14 protein-coding genes and 1 other RNA gene are annotated in these 17,490 nt (G+C 59.7%); 8 read left to right on the top strand and 7 right to left on the bottom strand.

The window, feature by feature from the left end; translation table 11 throughout:
* Window positions 1–24: 24 nt before the first annotated feature.
* On the bottom strand, window positions 25–2,649 hold the full coding sequence (gene cphA / locus ACYVIT_RS06745; protein WP_415806334.1) for a cyanophycin synthetase: 2,625 nt from the start codon (window positions 2,647–2,649) through the stop codon (window positions 25–27).
* 217 nt (window positions 2,650–2,866) lie between these two features.
* Between cphA and ACYVIT_RS06750 the strand changes: the two genes are divergently transcribed.
* The gene (locus tag ACYVIT_RS06750; RefSeq protein WP_415806335.1) at window positions 2,867–5,125 is read left to right on the top strand and encodes a cyanophycin metabolism-associated ABC transporter; all 2,259 of its coding nucleotides are present in this window, start codon (window positions 2,867–2,869) and stop codon (window positions 5,123–5,125) included.
* Window positions 5,112–5,588, top strand: a complete 477-nt coding sequence (locus ACYVIT_RS06755) for a cyanophycin metabolism-associated DUF1854 family protein (RefSeq protein ID WP_415806336.1) — start codon at window positions 5,112–5,114, stop codon at window positions 5,586–5,588. The genes ACYVIT_RS06750 and ACYVIT_RS06755 overlap by 14 nt, the downstream gene beginning before the upstream one ends.
* On the opposite strand, the gene ACYVIT_RS06760 is transcribed toward ACYVIT_RS06755, so the two are convergent.
* On the bottom strand, window positions 5,589–6,722 hold the full coding sequence (locus tag ACYVIT_RS06760; protein WP_415806337.1) for a GNAT family N-acetyltransferase: 1,134 nt from the start codon (window positions 6,720–6,722) through the stop codon (window positions 5,589–5,591).
* Between the two features lie 106 nt (window positions 6,723–6,828).
* On the opposite strand from ACYVIT_RS06760, the gene ACYVIT_RS06765 reads away from it, so the two are divergent.
* Together ACYVIT_RS06765 and ACYVIT_RS06770 are read left to right on the top strand one after the other, a co-directional pair.
* On the top strand, window positions 6,829–7,647 hold the full coding sequence (locus tag ACYVIT_RS06765) for a ferritin-like domain-containing protein (protein WP_415806338.1): 819 nt from the start codon (window positions 6,829–6,831) through the stop codon (window positions 7,645–7,647).
* A gap of 110 nt (window positions 7,648–7,757) precedes the next feature.
* Window positions 7,758–9,047, top strand: coding sequence for a lytic murein transglycosylase (locus ACYVIT_RS06770; RefSeq protein ID WP_415806339.1), 1,290 nt, complete (start codon window positions 7,758–7,760; stop codon window positions 9,045–9,047).
* Window positions 9,048–9,079: 32 nt separating this feature from the next.
* On the opposite strand, the gene ACYVIT_RS06775 is transcribed toward ACYVIT_RS06770, so the two are convergent.
* Both ACYVIT_RS06775 and ACYVIT_RS06780 read right to left on the bottom strand, forming a co-directional pair.
* Entirely contained in the window at window positions 9,080–9,868 is a 789-nt protein-coding gene (locus tag ACYVIT_RS06775; RefSeq protein WP_415806341.1) for a dioxygenase family protein, read from the bottom strand.
* Between the two features lie 138 nt (window positions 9,869–10,006).
* Window positions 10,007–10,912 carry a D-hexose-6-phosphate mutarotase gene (locus ACYVIT_RS06780; protein ID WP_415806342.1) on the bottom strand — a complete coding sequence of 302 codons (906 nt, stop codon included), beginning with the start codon at window positions 10,910–10,912 and terminating at the stop codon, window positions 10,007–10,009.
* A gap of 137 nt (window positions 10,913–11,049) precedes the next feature.
* On the opposite strand from ACYVIT_RS06780, the gene ACYVIT_RS06785 reads away from it, so the two are divergent.
* Both ACYVIT_RS06785 and ACYVIT_RS06790 read left to right on the top strand, forming a co-directional pair.
* The gene (locus tag ACYVIT_RS06785; RefSeq protein ID WP_415806343.1) at window positions 11,050–11,328 is read left to right on the top strand and encodes an adenine nucleotide alpha hydrolase family protein; all 279 of its coding nucleotides are present in this window, start codon (window positions 11,050–11,052) and stop codon (window positions 11,326–11,328) included.
* A gap of 30 nt (window positions 11,329–11,358) precedes the next feature.
* Window positions 11,359–12,252 (top strand): YihY/virulence factor BrkB family protein, encoded by an 894-nt coding sequence (locus tag ACYVIT_RS06790; RefSeq protein WP_415806344.1) that lies wholly within the window; start codon window positions 11,359–11,361, stop codon window positions 12,250–12,252.
* Here the strand turns inward: ACYVIT_RS06790 and ACYVIT_RS06795 are convergent.
* The 3 genes from ACYVIT_RS06795 to ACYVIT_RS06805 all read right to left on the bottom strand — a co-directional run bounded on the left by ACYVIT_RS06795 (window position 12,235) and on the right by ACYVIT_RS06805 (window position 15,620).
* Window positions 12,235–12,732, bottom strand: coding sequence for a GAF domain-containing protein (locus ACYVIT_RS06795; protein ID WP_415806345.1), 498 nt, complete (start codon window positions 12,730–12,732; stop codon window positions 12,235–12,237). The genes ACYVIT_RS06790 and ACYVIT_RS06795 overlap by 18 nt on opposite strands.
* Complete coding sequence (locus tag ACYVIT_RS06800) at window positions 12,729–13,700, bottom strand: Bug family tripartite tricarboxylate transporter substrate binding protein (RefSeq protein ID WP_415806346.1); 972 nt, start codon at window positions 13,698–13,700, stop codon at window positions 12,729–12,731. Before ACYVIT_RS06800 ends, ACYVIT_RS06795 begins: the two co-directional genes overlap by 4 nt.
* An 81-nt stretch (window positions 13,701–13,781) precedes the next feature.
* On the bottom strand, window positions 13,782–15,620 hold the full coding sequence (locus ACYVIT_RS06805) for a gamma-glutamyltransferase family protein (RefSeq protein ID WP_415806347.1): 1,839 nt from the start codon (window positions 15,618–15,620) through the stop codon (window positions 13,782–13,784).
* Between the two features lie 113 nt (window positions 15,621–15,733).
* Here ACYVIT_RS06805 and ACYVIT_RS06810 point away from each other — a divergent pair, with 113 nt between their 5' ends.
* Window positions 15,734–16,708, top strand: coding sequence for a LysR substrate-binding domain-containing protein (locus ACYVIT_RS06810; protein ID WP_415806348.1), 975 nt, complete (start codon window positions 15,734–15,736; stop codon window positions 16,706–16,708).
* A gap of 160 nt (window positions 16,709–16,868) precedes the next feature.
* Window positions 16,869–17,255: a transfer-messenger RNA gene (gene ssrA, locus ACYVIT_RS06815) on the top strand.
* Window positions 17,256–17,490: the final 235 nt, after the last annotated feature.

The following is a 17,490-nucleotide window of genomic DNA, read 5'->3' on the forward strand; positions in this document are numbered from 1 at the left end:
GAGTCCTGTGCGAGGCGTTGTTATTTATTGTTGAATCCAGTGACGCACGCGGTCGATGGTGGGACCGGAGTAGCTCTCGTCAGATTGCAGCAGAACAAAGTCGCCGGGTTGAATGGCATTCAGTACCTGATCAATGGCACGCGCGTGATCCGGTTCGTCTTCGATTCTGATGGTTTTAGAGAGCTCCAGCGCCGCTCGCGCGAGCCCCTGGCGCAAGCGCGCACGCGCTTCACCGGCGGGCCGGCGGCTATTCACGGTGGCATCGTCATACAGCACTACGTGATCAAAGGCCTGGGCGAGCAGGTGTCCCTGTTCGATGAGGTCGGCATCGCGCCGGTCGGCGCCTGCGGCATATACGGCACAGCGCCGTTCAGCAGGGAAGTTCGCTGCCGCATCAACCAATGCTTGCAGTCCGGCGGCGTTGTGCACATCATCGACGACGACCGTGGCGCCCGCGCGTTTGAATAGTGTGAACTGCCACGGCGCATCAGCCTGGTCTACGTCAAAAGCTTCGATACCTGCGCGGATGATGGACTCTGGAATGTCCAACGCCCAGGCCGTTCCCACCGCAGCCAGTACGTTTTCGATCTGAAAACCAACACGGCCGCCATGCGTGAGTGGGATGTCTGCCACACGGGTCAACAAGGTTTCGTCCTGCCCCCTGGCGAGGACAATATTGCTGTCCCGTATGAAAACCGCGCGATGGCCCAGGGCGAGATGCGCACGCAGCACGGCCAGATCGGCGTCCACGCTGAAAAACAGAACCTCGCCGTCGCACAGCGGGGCCATTTCCGCGACCAGCGGATCTCGCGCATTCAGGACGGCAACGCCCGTGGGAAGCACCACGTCGACCTGTGTGCGAAACACATTGGCCAGACGCTCAGTGTCCTGAATGTCGAAATCGCCCAAATGATCGCCCTGGGCGATGTTGGTCACGACGCCCACCTGGCAGCGGTCATAAGCAAGCCCCTGCCCAAGTATCACCGCGCTGTCGTTCTCTATCACCGCGGCTTCGGTGCTGCGGCTCATCAGCAGCCGCCGGGCGCTTTCCCAATTTGCACAGTCACCAGTCTGCACGTGCTGACTGCCGATATAAAGCCCCTCGCTGCACGCCAAACCTGTTTGCCGGCCGGATAGGGACAGCAGACGGGCCGCCAATCGCGCCACCACGGTTTTGCCGTTGGTGCCCGTGATGCCGACCACAGGGATACGACCGTCGTCGTCCTCCGGGAACAGGTGATCGACAATGGCTCGGCCGACAGGACGCGGTGTTCCGTCGGCAGGCCTCAGGTGCATGAGCAAGCCGGGGCCGGCGTTGACCTCGACGATGGCGCCACGCTGTTCGTTCAAGGGTTTTGATATGTCTTCGGCGACCAGATCCACGCCCGCAATATCGAGCCCGACGATTTTGCTGGCCAGCACCACGGTGTGCGCCGTATCGGGATGCACACGGTCAGTGACATCAAAGGCCACATTGCCGCTGCGCTGGATCAGGACGCGCCTGCCACGTTCGGCAATACTGTCGGCCGACAGCGATTGCCGCGTCAGTTCCAGGCGGGCAGCAGAGTCCAGGCGTACCTTGTTCAGCGGGTGGTTTTCGGTGCGGCCTCGCCGAGGGTCGGTATTGAGCTGCAGCTCAATCAGTTCGGCGATGGTGTGTTGTCCGTCGCCGGTAACCCAGGCCGGTTCTCCCGCTGCGGCAGCAACCAGGCGATCTCCCACGACCAGCAGGCGGTGCTCATTGCCCAGCACAAAACGTTCGACGATGACGCCGCTGCCTTCGTCTACGGCGACTGAGTAGGCGGACAAGACCTCGGCTTCGGTGGTCAAGTTGGTGAATACCCCGCGGCCATGGTTGCCGTCGCAGGGTTTGACCACCACGGGCAGGCCGATGTCCTGGGCGGCTTCCCAGGCGGCTTCGGGCGTGTCGACTTCACGGCCTTCGGGTACGGGCACACCGCATTCGGACAGCAGGGATTTGGTCAGGTTCTTGTCCCGCGAGATGCCTTCGGCGATCGCGCTGGTGCGGTCCGTCTCGGCTGTCCAGATGCGCCGCTGTCGGTTGCCATAGCCGAATTGGACCAGGTTGCCTTCGAATAACCTGATGCAGGGAATGTCGCGATCGTCGGCGGCGTCCACGATACAGGCGGTGCTGGGGCCCAGGCAGTGCGTGTCGACCAGGTCATGCAACCTCGCTACCGCGCGGTCAACGTCGAAATCATGGTCTTTGATGGCAGCCAATACCAGGACTCGCGCCTCGTCCAGGGCCGCCCGCGTGACCTGTTCTTGCCAGGCTCGCACCACGACTTTGTAGACGCCGCGCCGCGAGGTCTCCCGCGCTTTGCCGAAGCCGCCCGGCAGACCAGCCAGCGTTTGCAGCTCCAGCGTCACGTGTTCCAGGATATGGCCGGTCCAGGTGCCTTCGCGCAGACGTTGCAAAAAGCCGCCCCGTACGCCAGGGCTGCAGCGATGCTCGATCAAACCCGGCAGCCAGGCAGAGAGCCGCTCGTAAAACCCGGGAATCAGGTTCGACGGGTAGTCCTCCAGGGCGCCAATATCCACCCAGGCTTCAAGAACCGGGCGGTAAGTCCAAATGTTCGGGCCGCGCAAAGCCACGACATCGAGAAATTCAATGTCTTTATCGTTCATGGTCGAGGAGGGGGGAGGAGCGTCGGCGGACAGGGTGCCCCACGATGTGGCGGGGATGTCGTGCAGAATGCGAAGCCGAAGCCTGGGCTGGGATGATTCCTAGTAGTGGAAATTGATAAATCCGGCTGCTACTATACGCCGCCTTTTTACGCCGATAAACTCGTGCTGTTGTAAGGAAGGGACAGGCCGCCTTCCCGGCCTCGCCGGACCGCCATACATGAAAAACAAGCCGCCCTTTTTGGGCATTTCCGGGCAGCCTCACGCGGCCCTGTACGACGCAATGCAGTCCCGCCTTGCGCCCGGCGAAGCCATTCTGGCCTGCTTGGAAACCGATCTGGATACCCGGCTGCGTTTCCGCCCCGGCCTGGTTGTATTGACCAATCAACGATTGCTGGCAAAGTCCCCCGACCACGAGCAGTGGCGCGAATGGGGACTGACTTCGACGTTGCGGTTGAACTTGCATGATCATGCGGGCGCAGCGGTCTTGTCGCTGAACGAGGGCGATGTGGGGCTAGCGGTTTGGTGCTTTACCCTGGCAAATAATTCCGCAGCGTTGCGTTTACTTGCAAAGTTCGAGGCACGGCAGCACAGCGCTGCGCTTGACGACAAGCCGCGTTGTTCAGGCTGTGGTCAGCCGTTGCCGGCAGAGCATGCCGAGTGCCAGACATGCGTGCCGGCTACCGAGCCGCCTACATCGACCTGGGCGTTACTGCGTCTATGGCGTTTTGCAAAACCCTATCGTGCAGCCTTGATTGCTGGATTCATATTGACGCTGCTGGCAACGGCAGCCACGCTGGTGCCGCCTTATTTGACGATGCCCTTGATGGATGACGTGCTCATCCCATTCCAGAACGGCACGCCGATCGATCACGGTCTGGTGCGCTGGTATCTGGGCGGCTTGTTGCTGTCGGCAGTATTGGCATGGGGCTTGGGCTGGGCGCGCACGTATATTCTGGCGTGGGTGAGCGAGCGTATCGGCGCCGACCTACGCACCACGACATACGAGCATTTGCAGCAACTCTCGTTGCAGTATTTCGGCGGAAAACGTACCGGCGATCTGATGTCCCGCATTGGCAGCGAGACCGATCGCATCTGTGTTTTCCTGTCTTTGCATCTGCTGGACTTTGCGACCGATGTGCTGATGATCGCCATGACGGCGGCCATCCTGGTGTCGATCAATCCCTGGCTGGCGCTCGTCACGCTCGCGCCATTACCGTTTATCGTGTGGATGATTCATGCGGTGCGTGACCGGTTGCGCCATGGTTTCGAGAAAGTCGACCGCATCTGGGCGGAGATCACCAACGTCCTGGCCGATACGATTCCCGGTATACGCGTGGTCAAGGCCTTTGCCCAGGAAAAGCGCGAGGTACAGCGTTTCCGGCAGGCGAATAATCGCAACCTCGAGGTCAATGATCGCGTCAATAGTTTGTGGTCGTTGTTCTCGCCTACCGTTACGTTGTTGACGGAAATCGGCTTGCTCATCGTATGGGTTTTCGGTATTTGGCAAGTCGCCAACAAACAGATCACGGTGGGGGTGCTGGCGGCATTCCTGGCCTATATCGGCCGTTTCTATACGCGGCTCGATTCGATGAGCCGCATCGTGTCCGTCACACAGAAAGCAGCCGCGGGCGCCAAACGGATTTTCGATATTCTCGACCACGTGTCCAGCGTTCCCGAACCTGCGGTTCCTGCACGGCTGGAACGAGTGGATGGCCGTATCGAACTGCGCAACGTGGCGTTCCGCTATGGCAATCGCTCGGTGATTCGAGGCCTGAATCTCAGTATCGAGCCTGGAGAAATGATCGGGCTGGTAGGCCACAGCGGGTCGGGAAAAAGCACTTTGATCAATCTGATCTGCCGCTTTTACGATGTGTCCGAGGGCGCCATTCTGGTGGGCGATACCGACATTCGTTTACTGCGCATTGCGGATTATCGGCGCAACATCGGTCTCGTATTGCAAGAGCCGTTTTTGTTCTTTGGCTCCATCGCCGAGAACATTGCCTACGGTAAACCGGAGGCGACACGAGACGAGATTATCGCCGCGGCACGCGCCGCCCATGCCCATGACTTCATCTTGCGATTGCCGCATGGTTATGACTCTCTGGTGGGCGAACGAGGCCAAGCGCTTTCGGGTGGCGAGCGTCAACGTATTTCCATCGCACGGGCACTGTTGATTGATCCTCGCGTATTGATCCTGGACGAGGCCACTTCATCGGTCGATACGACGACAGAAAAAGAAATCCAGAAGGCTCTGGATAATCTGGTTCGTGGGCGGACGACGATCGCGATCGCACACCGTCTCAGCACCTTGCGTCGTGCGGATCGTCTGGTGGTGCTCGATCATGGCAGCGTCGTCGAGCAAGGCCGGCACGAAGAGCTCATGGCTCGCCAGGGAGCCTACTATCGCCTGTATCAGGCCCAGGCGCGAACCAACGAAAACGATCTGCCCTCAGGGGACGATGATGAACAATACTAAGCCGGCGTTTTCCTTGCGTCTCAATGTCTCAGGCCGTTGGGTATACGTATCGTCGGAGGGACAGGCGCACGAAGACGTTCAGGTCGTACGGGCGTTTCCGATCAGCGATCCGCTGCACGGCATCTCTATTGTGAGTGCGGACGGATATGAGCTGCTGTGGCTGGACACGTTGGACGACTTGCCTCGCGAGACGCAGCAGCAGGTAAATGATGCCTTGGCCAGCCGCGAATTCATGCCGGAAATTCTGCGCATTAATGCGGTGTCCACCTACGCCACGCCTTCCGTCTGGGACGTTCAGACAGATCGGGGCGATACGTCGTTCACGCTAAAAGGCGAGGAAGACATCCGTCGCCTGGTCGGACAGACCTTGTTGATCGACGATAGCCATGGCATTCATTATCTGATCCGCGATGTTGCTGCGCTGGACAAACACAGCCGGCGTTTGCTGGATCACTTTCTGTAGTCAGGGCACGCGCCGAAATGGTGTGTGGGCTTCCAGTTCGCCCAGATAGCCGTCTACAGCCTGTGTCTCGCGCTCAAGAAAATCCTCGATTGCTGCGGCGAATCGGGGATCAGCAATCCAATGCGCCGACCATGTAGGCGTGGGGAGCAGGCCTCGCGCCATCTTGTGTTCGCCTTGTGCGCCACCCTCGAAACTGGCCAGCCCATGTTGAATACAGTAGTCGATGGACTGTAAATAGCAGGTCTCGAAATGCAGGCCCGAGACAAACTCCAGCGATCCCCAATAACGCCCATACAGCGTGTCGCCGCCGCGCATATTCAAGGCTGCGGCGATGGGGTGTCCATCTCGCAGCGCCACGATCAACACCATGGTGCCGGGGATCTCGCGATGCAGGCGTTCGAAAAAATCTGCGCTCAGGTAGGGGGCATTGCCGTGCGCAAAATAGGTCTGCTCATAGCAACGGTAGAAAAAGGCCAAGGACTGCGCATCGATTTGCGTGCCATGCAGCCAGCGATATTCGATGCCTGCTTCAAGGACCTTTTTGCGATCCTGGCGGATTTTTTTTCGTTTGTCGTGATTCAACGCAGACAGAAAATCATCGAGATGCGCATATCCCGCATTGCGCCAATGAAATTGCACGCCTTCGCGCACCATATAGCCGGCCTCACGCAGCGCGAGTAAATCGTCTTCCTCGGGGAACAGCATGTGCAGCGAAGACACTTTCAATCCCTGCGCCAATTCGATCAAACCCTGCGCCAAGGCCAGACGGTCTGCTGGGTTGCCGGCCAACAGCCTCGGTCCACTGACCGGTGTAAACGGGATCGAACTCAAGAGCTTCGGGTAATAGCGCAAACCATGCCGCTCAAAGGCGTCGGCCCAGGCGTAGTCAAAAACGTATTCGCCTCGTGAATGGGATTTCAAATAGAGCGGTACGCCACCGATCAGACGCTCTTCGTTGCGCAGCACCAGGTAGTATGGCGTCCAGCCCGTTTCAGGCGAGGCACACCCCGTCTCGTGTAATGCGGACAAGAACTCGTGGCGAACAAAAGGCTGGTCGCCCGCCAACGCGTTCCATTCGGACGGGTCTATTTGGGATAACGAGGTGGCGATGCCGAGGCGAGCGGGAGAGGTCATGGCGTAATGATAAAGTCTGGCCGACGAGTTGCCGCAATCCGTGATACCGGCATTGTGGTTACTATGGAGCACACCCATCGCAAGGTGATGATTTTCTCGCTTTTGTATGACCGATACTGTGATTTCTGCCCTGATTGGCCTCGATCTGCGTAGCCAGGCCCTGTCAGCCTTGGCCGCGAGATCCTGGCCGGACAAATTGGCCGCCGTCCGAGCTATTTGCGACAATGCTGAGCTGCGTACCGACGGGGTGTTGGATGAGCCTGTCAATTTACCCGGACGCCCCGACGCGCCCGAACTCGTACCGCCTCAACAGGTCAAACAGCGCTCTGTGCAATCGCCAGAGGGGCGCGCCGTGTTGTTGCATGCGCTCGCGCATATTGAGTTCAATGCGGTGAACCTGGCGCTGGATGCCGTGTGGCGGTACCCGGGCATGCCCGAAGATTTCTACCGCGACTGGCTGCGAGTCGCGCGTGAAGAGGCCTATCATTTCGACCTGCTCAATACGCATCTGGGCACATTGGGTCATGTTTACGGCGACTTTCCCGCGCACAACGGCTTATGGGAAATGGCGGAAAAAACCCGTGACGATCTGCTGGCCCGTCTGGCGCTCGTGCCGCGCACCCTCGAGGCCCGCGGCCTGGATGCGTCGCCGCTGATTCGTGACAAGCTGATCAGCGCCGGGGACAAGGACGGCGGCGCTATCCTGGACATCATCCTGCGTGACGAGATCGGGCACGTGGCGATCGGGAATCAATGGTTTCGTTATCTTTGCGATCAGCAAGGGCTGGATCCTGTGGCTTGCTACGCTGAGTTGGCGCAACGTTATAGCGCCCCAAAGCTGCGTGGGCCGTTCAATCTCGAGGCGCGCCGGTTGGCGGGGTTTGATGAAGCCGAGTTGGCGGCGTTGCAGGGGACTGTCCGTTAACGCAGCGGAATGGTTGGGGGCAGCGAGCGTGTCAGGCCGGTTACAGCGCGATACTATGGCGTAACCTCGCCAGTCGGCTATTTTTCGCGCCAGCTTATAAAATCCTGCCCATGACACTACGATACTCCTTGCCCCTTATCACTCTCGCGCTGTGGGCGGGCGCTGCACCGCTGGCGTCAGCCGCTACATCCGGTAATGCCGCTGCCGAGGTTGCCTCGGCAACCGCGTACAGTTCCGCCGATTTCGCTCAGTGCCTGTCGCAATTGCGTGGCCAGGCGATCAAGCAAGGCGTATCGGCCAGCACCTACGATACCTACACCAAAGACCTGGAGCCCGACCTGAGCGTCCTGCCCCTGCTGGATGCGCAACCCGAGTTCAAGACGCCGATCTGGGACTACATGGCTTCGCTGGTTGACGACGAGCGCGTTGCCGATGGCAAGCTCGCTTTGCAGCAGTGGCAGGCCGAGTTGGCTCGTGCGCAGTCTCAGTTCGGCATAGATCCTGCGACCGTGGTCGCCGTGTGGGGTGTGGAAAGCAATTTCGGCAAAATCCTGGGCGGACGTCCGTTGCTGACCTCGTTATCGACGTTGTCATGTGTCGGCCGCCGGCAAAGCTATTTCCGTGGCGAGTTCTTTGCTACGCTGAAGATCATTCAGCAGGAACACCTGGGCGTCGAGCGTCTGAATGGTTCGTGGGCGGGCGCATTTGGTCAGACGCAGTTCATGCCCTCGACGTATCTGCGATTGGCCGTAGACTTTGATGGCGACGGCCGACGCGATCTGGTCGATAGCGTACCCGATGCGCTGGGCTCGACCGCCAATTTCCTCAAACGCGCTGGATGGGAGCCCGGTATGCCTTGGGGCTTTGAGGTGAGCCTGCCCGATGGCATGGATACCTCCGGCGCCGGACGCCGCAACAAACAACCCATATCCACCTGGGCGGCAAAGGGCGTCAAAAAGGCCGATGGCAGCGCATTGCCCGCTGGCGATATGCAAGTCGCGTTGTTATTGCCAGCAGGCCCGTCGGGTCCGGCGTTTTTAGTGACACGGAATTTTGACGCGATATATTCGTATAACGCGGCAGAAAGCTATGCACTGGCCATCTCCCATCTCTCGGATCGTTTGCGCGGTGGTGGACCGTTTGTACGTGCGTGGCCGACCGACGATCCCGGCCTCTCTCGCGCCCAACGGCGCGAGTTGCAGTCCTTGCTGATTGCGCGCGGTTTCGATATCGGCCAGCCCGACGGCTTGATAGGCGCGCGTACCCGCGAGGCCCTGAAATCCATCCAGCGCGACGCAGGCCTGGCACCCGACGGCCGCGCGGGGATGAAGTCATTGCAATGGCTGCAGCAGAATGCGCCCGCGGGGCAGCCTACGACGAGCGGCGCTGCATCGCAGTAGTCTGCCCTTTGTCATGGGCCTTGTGTTCGTGTTCAGTGCGCAGCGGGCGCATTGAACACATAGCTGTCCATGGACAACACGCCATGGGTGATGCCCCCATCCAGTACATCGACCTGGGCACCGGGGGCAGCCGCGCCTGCGGCAATCAACAGCGGTAGATAGTGTTCGGCGGTAGGATGTGCTCGCCGTGCTTGCGGTGCGTGTTCCAAATAGCCCACCAGCGCCTCCTGATCATGCGTTTGCACGGCTTGGCGAGCCCAGTTCGCGAACGCTTTCACATATGGCTCATCCGCACCATGCTGGCGGAACTCGTACAAGTTGTGCGTCAAACTGCCCGAGCCGACAATCAACACGCCTTGTTGCGATAGCGGCGCCAAAGCCTGTCCCAACGCCCAGGTCTGTTCAGGGCTGATATGCATCGGCAATGAAAGCTGCAGCACGGGAACTTGATGTTCGGGGAACATGTGCATCATCGGCACCCAGGCGCCATGATCAAGGCCACGTTCGGTATCCAGGTCTGCGTGATATCCCGCATTTCTCAGCAACGCGGCAATGCGTTCGGCCAGCGCAGGGTCGCCTGCGACGGGGTATTGCAACGCATACAGTTCAGCGGGAAAGCCGCCAAAATCATGAATGGTTTGAGGGCGTGCCGACGCGGTAATGCTCAGGCCTGGCGTCATCCAGTGAGGCGAGACGATCAGCACGGCGCGCGGCGCGGGTAGGCGCTCGCCCAACGCTTTGAGTTGTGGGCCGGCCAAGCCTGGCTCGACCGCAAAGGTCGGAGCCCCATGAGAGACGAAAAGCGTAGGTTGGGCTTGCATAGCAGATATCTCCAATAAAACAGGGGGCGCCTCAAATTCATTGAGGACGCCGTTTTCACTACTGTAATTCCGTTGTTATTTGAGATAAATCTGCGTTTCGTGGACAGATTGTTTCGAATTTCGGGTTAATCAGTGTCTTTAACTCGTCGCCGACCAATTGATCGACAACGACACGCTTTCGGTCGCTCCCGGGGCTACTGTCATTGCGTCGTCTAGCACCCGGGCAGTTTCGATGCATGCCATGTGCGACCACGAGTCGTCCGCCATATCTGCTAATCGCGCGGCCTTGGCAGCACCGGGGTTCCACACCACGGCGGATCGTGAGCCGTTCGCCTGCAGGCGGATATCGCGTTTCCAGCCTGGATCATGCAGAGTGATGGGCGTCGTCGTGTCCAGGTATATCCGGTCGGTTTCGCCATTGAATCTGACGGCCCCTTGCTGTTGGCGAGGTTCCCAATTTTCCAACGTGTCCAAATAGCGATGGCCCTCGAGTCCCTGGATGTTGACATGTTGGCTGTCCGAGACCGCCAGGTAAGTATGCAGCGCCAGCGTTGTGGTCAGGTCCTGCACCCCCTGATTGCGCACGGACAGCGTGATTTCGATGTTCTTGCCGAATCGCATCCGTAGCGTGAGCTGGGCATGATGTATCCATCCCGGCGCATGGTTCCGCGGCGCCTCGAAGGTGAATTCCAGGCTCGCCGTGTCGGCCTCGATGTATTGCTCCGCCAACTGCCAGTCGACCTGCCGTACCCAGCCGTGCGATGCGGCACCCGGCGTGGCAGCGACGCTGTCGCGTACCGATTGCGGGTTGCGATCGTAAACCCCAAACCAGGGCCAGCAAACTGGTATGCCTCCGCGCACCGGTACGCCAGGTTTGAAGACGGCCTGTTCGGACAGCCAGATTAACGGCCGGCCTCCCGCCGGGGTATAGCTCAACAACTGTGCGCCTTGCTGAGACACCAGCGCGCTTCCATACGGGGTGTTGATGCGCCAACCTGCTAAAGCGCCGATCGATGTCGGCTCGATACGTGAATGTGAGGTCATAGGGCGTGGCCAGGGGGAAAATGGAAATGGTACTCGGGATAGGCAGTATTGCATGTGTTGCCTCATGATGGACATCCATGCCCTGGCACGTCACTTGCTGGGCAATGGGTTTCCTCCTGTATCGATCAAGGAATATCATGCCTACACATTCCCTGCCCGAGGTTTCCATTTCCGCTCGAGATGCCGGCTCGATGGTGAGACAGTTGAAATCCTTTGATGACCAGAGGCCCGGCTTTCCCGGCGAGCATCTGATCGTGCTCAGTCTGGGCGCCTTGCTGATGGTCGCGGGTATGCGTAGTCGTACTGTGCTGCGGCGCGGTATTCTGACCGCGGTCGGTACCGCGTTAATCGGACGTGCCGCCAGCGGTAAAGATGGCATCGCGCGCGTGGCGAGAGTGGTGAAGCGGTTGAGCTGATGAGCAGTACCGGCCGATGCGGAGCGCCGAATGCATATCAAACGTTTCTACGGTTTGGCTAAACAGGCCGTTAATAGCTGGCTGGATGATTACGCGCCGAGTATGGGTGCGGCTATTGCGTTCTATACCGTGTTTTCCTTGGCGCCTTTGGTCATCATTGTCATCGCGATCGCCGGTTTTTTCTGGGGCGAGGAAGCCGTGCGCGGCCAACTGTTTCAGCAGGTCCACGCCATGATCGGCGCAGAAGGCGCCAAGACGATTGAAGGCGTCGTCCGAGGTGCGCAAGAACCATCACAAGGCGCCGTGGCCACCGTCATCAGTGTTGCGGTATTAGTGGTTGGCGCGACGACCGTATTCTCGGAGCTGCAAAGCGCGCTGGATCGCATCTGGAAAGTCGGTGCAAAGAAACAGTCCGGAATATGGAGCATGATCCGCGCCCGTTTGCTGTCTTTTGGGCTGGTGCTGACACTGGCCTTTTTGCTGATGGTGTCACTAATCATCAGCTCGGTGCTCGCGGCATTGGGCAGTTGGGCGGGCGGCATGATGCCCGGCTGGGAAATCTTGCTGCAGGGGCTGAACATCGCCGTCACATTGGGTACATCGACGCTGTTGTTTGCGTTGATCTATCGATTCATGCCGCAGGCGCCTGTCGCGTGGCGGGACGTCTGGACAGGGGCTTTGGTGACGGCGGTGCTATTTGAGATCGGCAAATTCTTGATCGGACTGTACTTGGGTACGGCGTCGGTCGCATCGTCCTATGCGGCGGCAGGCTCGCTCGTGATCGTACTGATCTGGGTATATTACGCCGCCCAGGTATTCTTGCTCGGGGCGGAGTTCACTAGGATATACGCCGAGGCGCATGGTTCGCGCCGGGAAAGTGTGCGCGAACCATCGCTCGAAACGGGATCAGCGCGGAAATCCTGACACCGTCAAATACGCCGCCAGTCGTGCAAAGCTGACATGCGCGTCGTGAACGCGTGCTTCGCGCATCAGAAAATTGACTGTCCCCAGGCACACATCGCCCACGACCACCGGCACATTGATCACCGACTGCAGACCCAGTCCCAGGATCGCCGAATGATCGTCAAACGAGGCACGGATCGCGTCCGGGCCTTCGCCGACATAGATACGCCGCTGCAATAGCACGTGCTCCCCCCAGGGCATCCCGCGTTTCTGCTTCGATCCGCCCGGAGGATAGGATACGGGATCCGAACTGTACAGCCGCACCACAGCCATATTGACCGAGTCGAAACGATTCACAGTGCATAGCGCCTGCTGCAACACGGGTTGCGACCATTTATCCATGGCGGCAAATACCGTCGCAGGATCGGCGCTGGCCAGCGCGTCAGTCATGGCGGCACTGTCGCGTACTGCCTGGGCGATTCGAACGTCCAATTCCGTCATTGCGCCTTGATCCCCAATTCGCGCACGATGGCGGAGTATTTCTGCGCATCGGCCGCCACTGTCTTGGCAAAGCCTTCCGGTGTCGATTGCATGACCAGTACTCCCATATCGCCCATTTTCTTTTTCACTTCCGGCAGGGTCAGGATGCGGTTGATTTCCGTGTTCAGCTTGGCCACCAACTCGGGATCCATTCCGGCTGGTCCAAAGGCGCCATACCAAACCGCCATCGAATAACCCGGTACGGTTTCCGCAACGGTAGGGATATCGGACAGCAGCGGTGAGCGCGATTCTTCGGTCACTGCCAATAGCTTCAGTTTCTTTGCTTGCACGTGCGGCAAAGTCTGCGTGCCCGCACTGAACAGCACCTGCGTACGATCCGCGACTGTGTCCAACACCGCCGGTGCGCCGCCGCGATAGGGGATGTGCACCATCTTGACGCCGGTCGCTTTTTCAAACATCGCCGCACTCAAATGATTGGTCGAACCAGGGCCTGCCGAGGCATACGCGATCTTTTCGGGGTTGGCCTTGGCATAGTCGATGAACTCTTTGACGTTATTGACCGGCAGCGAAGGGTTCACCACCATCGTGTTTGTCACCAGCGCGAGCTCTGCGATCGGCGTAAAGCTTTTCACGCCATCAAATGGCATGTTGTCGTAGAGCGCCTCGTTCATCGTATGAGTGCTCATCGATCCGATCAGCAAGGTGTAGCCGTCCGGTTCCGAGCGCGCCACAAAAGCCGATCCGATATTGCCGGAGGCTCCCGAGCGGTTTTCCACGATCACCGGCTGGCCATACGTCTTGGTCATCTGTTCGGACAGCATGCGCGCCAGAATATCTGTCGAGCCGCCTGCCGCCCACGGCACGATCAGCGTAATCGGTTTCTCCGGCCATGCCGCCATTGCTGCGGCGGGCACGATGCCCGCCACTAAAACGAATGCGCGTAAAGCGCTGCGAAATGAAAAAGCCATGGATCAATCCCCTTGTTATGTGCGGCCTGCGCCGCGATAAAAATGCGAGTCCCGAGCGCGGGCCCGCTTGTTAAATAGCTATCAACGTCCGGCGGCATAGCTCTGCATGCCGCGCGGATTCGCGCCTGCGCGCAGCAGTCTCGCGCCATTGCCAGCCGGTTCCCGTGTACAAACGCTGATGCGGCCCTCGGACCAGGGCGCTCCGACCTTGACCTCGTGACCGGCCGCGCGCAGCGCGTCCAACGTGCGCTCGGGCATGCGCGATTCCACCGTGATGCGGTTGAGCGTTGTCGTGCGCGGCCAGAATGAGCCCGGGAAGTGATCGATATGCCAGGCCGGTGCGTCGATGGCCTCTTGCAGATTCATTCCACACAATGCATGGCGCAAGAAAAATGCCACGGTCCATTGATCCTGTTGATCTCCGCCGGGCGTACCGAACGCCATATAAGGCTGGCCATCACGCAACGCCATGCCGGGCGATAGCGTGGTGCAAGGCCGTGCACCTGCTTGCAGCTGTCCTGGCAGACCTTCGTCGAGCCAGGTCATTTGCAATCGCGTCGTGATAGAGAATCCCAAACCGCGTACGACCGGACTGGACGACAACCATCCACCGGATGGCGTCGCGGCGACCATGTTGCCGTCCTTGTCGATGACATCGATGTGGCAGGTGTCTCCCACGAACAGCTCGCGCTCCAGCCACTGGTCCACGGGCGGTAATTGGGCAAAGGTCGGTTCTCCTACACCAAAACGCGTATCGGCCTGTGCCAGTGCACGGCGTGCGGCGTCCAGGTCGGGCAACCGTGGCGTACGCCCACCGGGCGATCCAGGGATGAGTTCGCGTGATGCCTGGTCACGGATCAATGCTGCGCGTGCACGCGCATAATCATCCGACAGCAAATCGGCCAACGGCACATCATTGCAACGTGGGTCGCCGTACCAAGCCAGCCGATCCGCAAACGCCAGTTTTGCGACTTCTGCAATAGCATGCACGAACGCGGGCGAGTCGGCCGCGAGTCCCTCTAGCGGCAGATGCCGCGCCATCGCCAACTGCTGTAAAAACACCGGCCCTTGCGACCACACGCCGCACTTCGCGACGGTATAGCGGCCAAAATCCACCATGGCAGGTTCTTCGTAGGTCGCCTGCCAATCCGCCATATCCTCGCGGCGCAGCAGGCCCGCATTCCGTTCACCGGTGCAGTCGCGCATCGGGGTACGGTATGCAGCGTCGATCGCCTCGGCGACAAAACCGCGATACCAGATCTCCAGCGCGGCATCGATACGGGCACGCCGATCGCTGCCTTTGTTATTGGCCTCGCTAACGATCCGTGTATAGGTATCGGCGATGGCGGGCGTACGCATCAGACGTTCGGGGTGCGGCACCTTGCCGTCGGGCAGCCAGACGTCGGCAGAGCTGTGCCATTCCTGGCGAAACAGATCCTGTACCGAATAAATGGCCTGCACAATGCGCGGCACCAGCGGAAAGCCATTGCGTGCGTAATCAATCGCCGGACGCAGCACGTCTGCCAGTTCCCAGGTACCGTGATCGCGCAGCATCGTCAGCCACGCGCCAAACGCGCCGGGCACGGTGGCAGGCAACAGCCCCACGCCGGGGACCAGATCTACGCCCATATTCCGGAAATAGGCGGGCGTTGCCAATTGAGGCGCCGTCCCCTGGCCGCATATTGATTGGATGCGCGGATCGTTTTCGTTCCAGAACAGGATCGGCACCTCGCCGCCCGGGCCATTCAAATGCGGTTCGACAATCTGTAGCGTAAAGCCGCCCGCGACTGCAGCGTCGAACGCGTTGCCGCCACGCTCCAGCACGCTCATGGCGACCTGCGTGGCCAGCCAATGCGTAGACGATGCCACGCCAAACGTGCCGCGGATTTCCGGGCGGGTCGTGAAACTGGGGGAAGACATAGGCGGATATCGGAGGAAAGCGCGGGAAAGAGGAGGTCAGTATAAAGAGTACGAATAACGGTAATATGCGTATTTCCAATTGATGCATAACTGTTTGGTTATGCTTTTATGCCATGACAGCTGTGCGCTCATCCCATTCCGATACCACTGGCCGTCGGCCCGGTGCACGATTGTTTTCACGGCTGAAATTGCGCCACCTGACGTTGCTGACGCGATTAGGGCGTCTGCGTTCATTGACGCGTGCAGCCGACGCGATGGGCATCAGCCAGCCCGCTGCGACCAAGGCGCTGGCCGAAATTGAAGACATCTTCGAGGCGCCCTTATTCGTGCGTTCTCGTCAGGGACTGGAGCCCACGCCGCTGGGCAAACTGGCTCTCGTGCGAGCGGAACGGATGATGCTGGACCTGGACCATTGGGGCCAGGAAATGGAGGCCGTACGATCCGGCAGGGCCGCTCAATTGCGGGTCGGGGCGATTCCCTTTGTCTCCGGCCGCGTTTTGACGCCAACGCTGGAGCGCCTGTGCGCAGAGGGCATCAACGTCGTGCTGCATCGAGCGACCACCGACCAGCTCTTAAAGGAGTTACGCGCGCACGAAATCGACTGCGTCATCGGCCGCGCCGCAGCGGCCGTGGGCATGAACGACATGTGGCACCAGGTGCTGTACACGCAGCGGCCTGCGTTGATCGCCCATCCCGCGCTCGCCCGGCGCATTGCCCGTACCAAGCCCGACTGGCGCATGTTGGCCGACGTAGACTGGATCTTGCCGTCGTCGGCGACGCCCATCGGCAACATGGTGACCGAACTCTTCACCCGCGAACAAGTCCGCCCGCCTGTCGCGCGAGTGGAGACCTATTCCATCGATGTGATCTCGGGGATGTTGCGCAGCAATCAAAATCTGCTTTCCATTGTTCCAGAGGATATTGCGCTTGACATGGAGCAGGGCGGCGGCGTGGCGCGTGTGGCCTGGGAATGGAACTGGGAATTGCCGCCAGTCAGTTTGATACGCCAGGTGCGCGACTTGCCGTTGGATGCGGAGGAACGGTTTGCCCAGATTGTGCGAGAGGTGTGCGCGACCATGCCCATTTAAAAGCCGCAGGGATTTGCGCGGGTAACGTGCCGACAATGCACGGGCCAGCGCCTCGTTGGGCGTGCTGGTGAGAAGCGAGCGGGGGAGTGGCTCTGCCTGTCCCGCAGGAGGGGAGCGTGGGTGCTTTATCTGGCCCAATTGGAGTACAATAGAGAATCTTGGGGCCGATCCGGATTCGACGTGGGTCGCGAAACAACTCAGGGCATGCCGAGCACCAGTAAGCTCGTAAAACCACTGGAACACTTTAAACGCAAACGAAGAGCGTTTCGCTCTCGCCGCTTAAGCGGTGAGCCGCTGCACTGATCTGTCCTTGGGTCAGGCGAGGGAAGGCAACTTCCTAGGGGGCAACCCCGAATCGCAGCAGCGTCCTTTACAAGGAATCGGTCTGCACTGGGGTCACACGGTTCAGGCTTAAATTACGTGAATCGCCTTGGTCCGGCCTGTCGATCGGCTAAGTCCATGGTTAAAACTAAATAGGTCGACTACGCATGTAGAACTGGTTGCGGAGGGCTTGCGGACGGGGGTTCAATTCCCCCCGGCTCCACCAAATTAGCAAGCATTAGGTAGTGACAGACAGGGACGGACGGGTTAACCGATCCGTCCTTTTTTGTTTGGAACATGCTTGCCGGCAGCCGGCCAAAAGAAAACCGCCCGTAGGCGGCCGATCGAGAGCAAGCGCGGAGCGCCGCGCTTTCAAATTTTCCCTGGGACTCTGCTCGTGAGCCGCAATTCCAATTCCTGCATGTATTCCCGTAGTTCGTGTTCGGCGGATGTCGCCTGAC

It is taken from the genome of Bordetella muralis (assembly GCF_054781015.1).

Coding starts and splice junctions, on each gene's coding strand:
- ACYVIT_RS06770 (WP_415806339.1), top strand. CDS start 7,758: ATGACACTACGATACTCCTTGCCCCTTATCACTCTCGCGCTGTGGGCG.
- ACYVIT_RS06780 (WP_415806342.1), bottom strand. CDS start 10,912: ATGACCTCACATTCACGTATCGAGCCGACATCGATCGGCGCTTTAGCA.
- ACYVIT_RS06795 (WP_415806345.1), bottom strand. CDS start 12,732: ATGACGGAATTGGACGTTCGAATCGCCCAGGCAGTACGCGACAGTGCC.
- ACYVIT_RS06805 (WP_415806347.1), bottom strand. CDS start 15,620: ATGTCTTCCCCCAGTTTCACGACCCGCCCGGAAATCCGCGGCACGTTT.
- ACYVIT_RS06800 (WP_415806346.1), bottom strand. CDS start 13,700: ATGGCTTTTTCATTTCGCAGCGCTTTACGCGCATTCGTTTTAGTGGCG.
- ACYVIT_RS06775 (WP_415806341.1), bottom strand. CDS start 9,868: ATGCAAGCCCAACCTACGCTTTTCGTCTCTCATGGGGCTCCGACCTTT.
- cphA (WP_415806334.1), bottom strand. CDS start 2,649: ATGAACGATAAAGACATTGAATTTCTCGATGTCGTGGCTTTGCGCGGC.
- ACYVIT_RS06765 (WP_415806338.1), top strand. CDS start 6,829: ATGACCGATACTGTGATTTCTGCCCTGATTGGCCTCGATCTGCGTAGC.
- ACYVIT_RS06785 (WP_415806343.1), top strand. CDS start 11,050: ATGCCTACACATTCCCTGCCCGAGGTTTCCATTTCCGCTCGAGATGCC.
- ACYVIT_RS06810 (WP_415806348.1), top strand. CDS start 15,734: ATGACAGCTGTGCGCTCATCCCATTCCGATACCACTGGCCGTCGGCCC.
- ACYVIT_RS06750 (WP_415806335.1), top strand. CDS start 2,867: ATGAAAAACAAGCCGCCCTTTTTGGGCATTTCCGGGCAGCCTCACGCG.
- ACYVIT_RS06755 (WP_415806336.1), top strand. CDS start 5,112: ATGAACAATACTAAGCCGGCGTTTTCCTTGCGTCTCAATGTCTCAGGC.
- ACYVIT_RS06790 (WP_415806344.1), top strand. CDS start 11,359: ATGCATATCAAACGTTTCTACGGTTTGGCTAAACAGGCCGTTAATAGC.
- ACYVIT_RS06760 (WP_415806337.1), bottom strand. CDS start 6,722: ATGACCTCTCCCGCTCGCCTCGGCATCGCCACCTCGTTATCCCAAATA.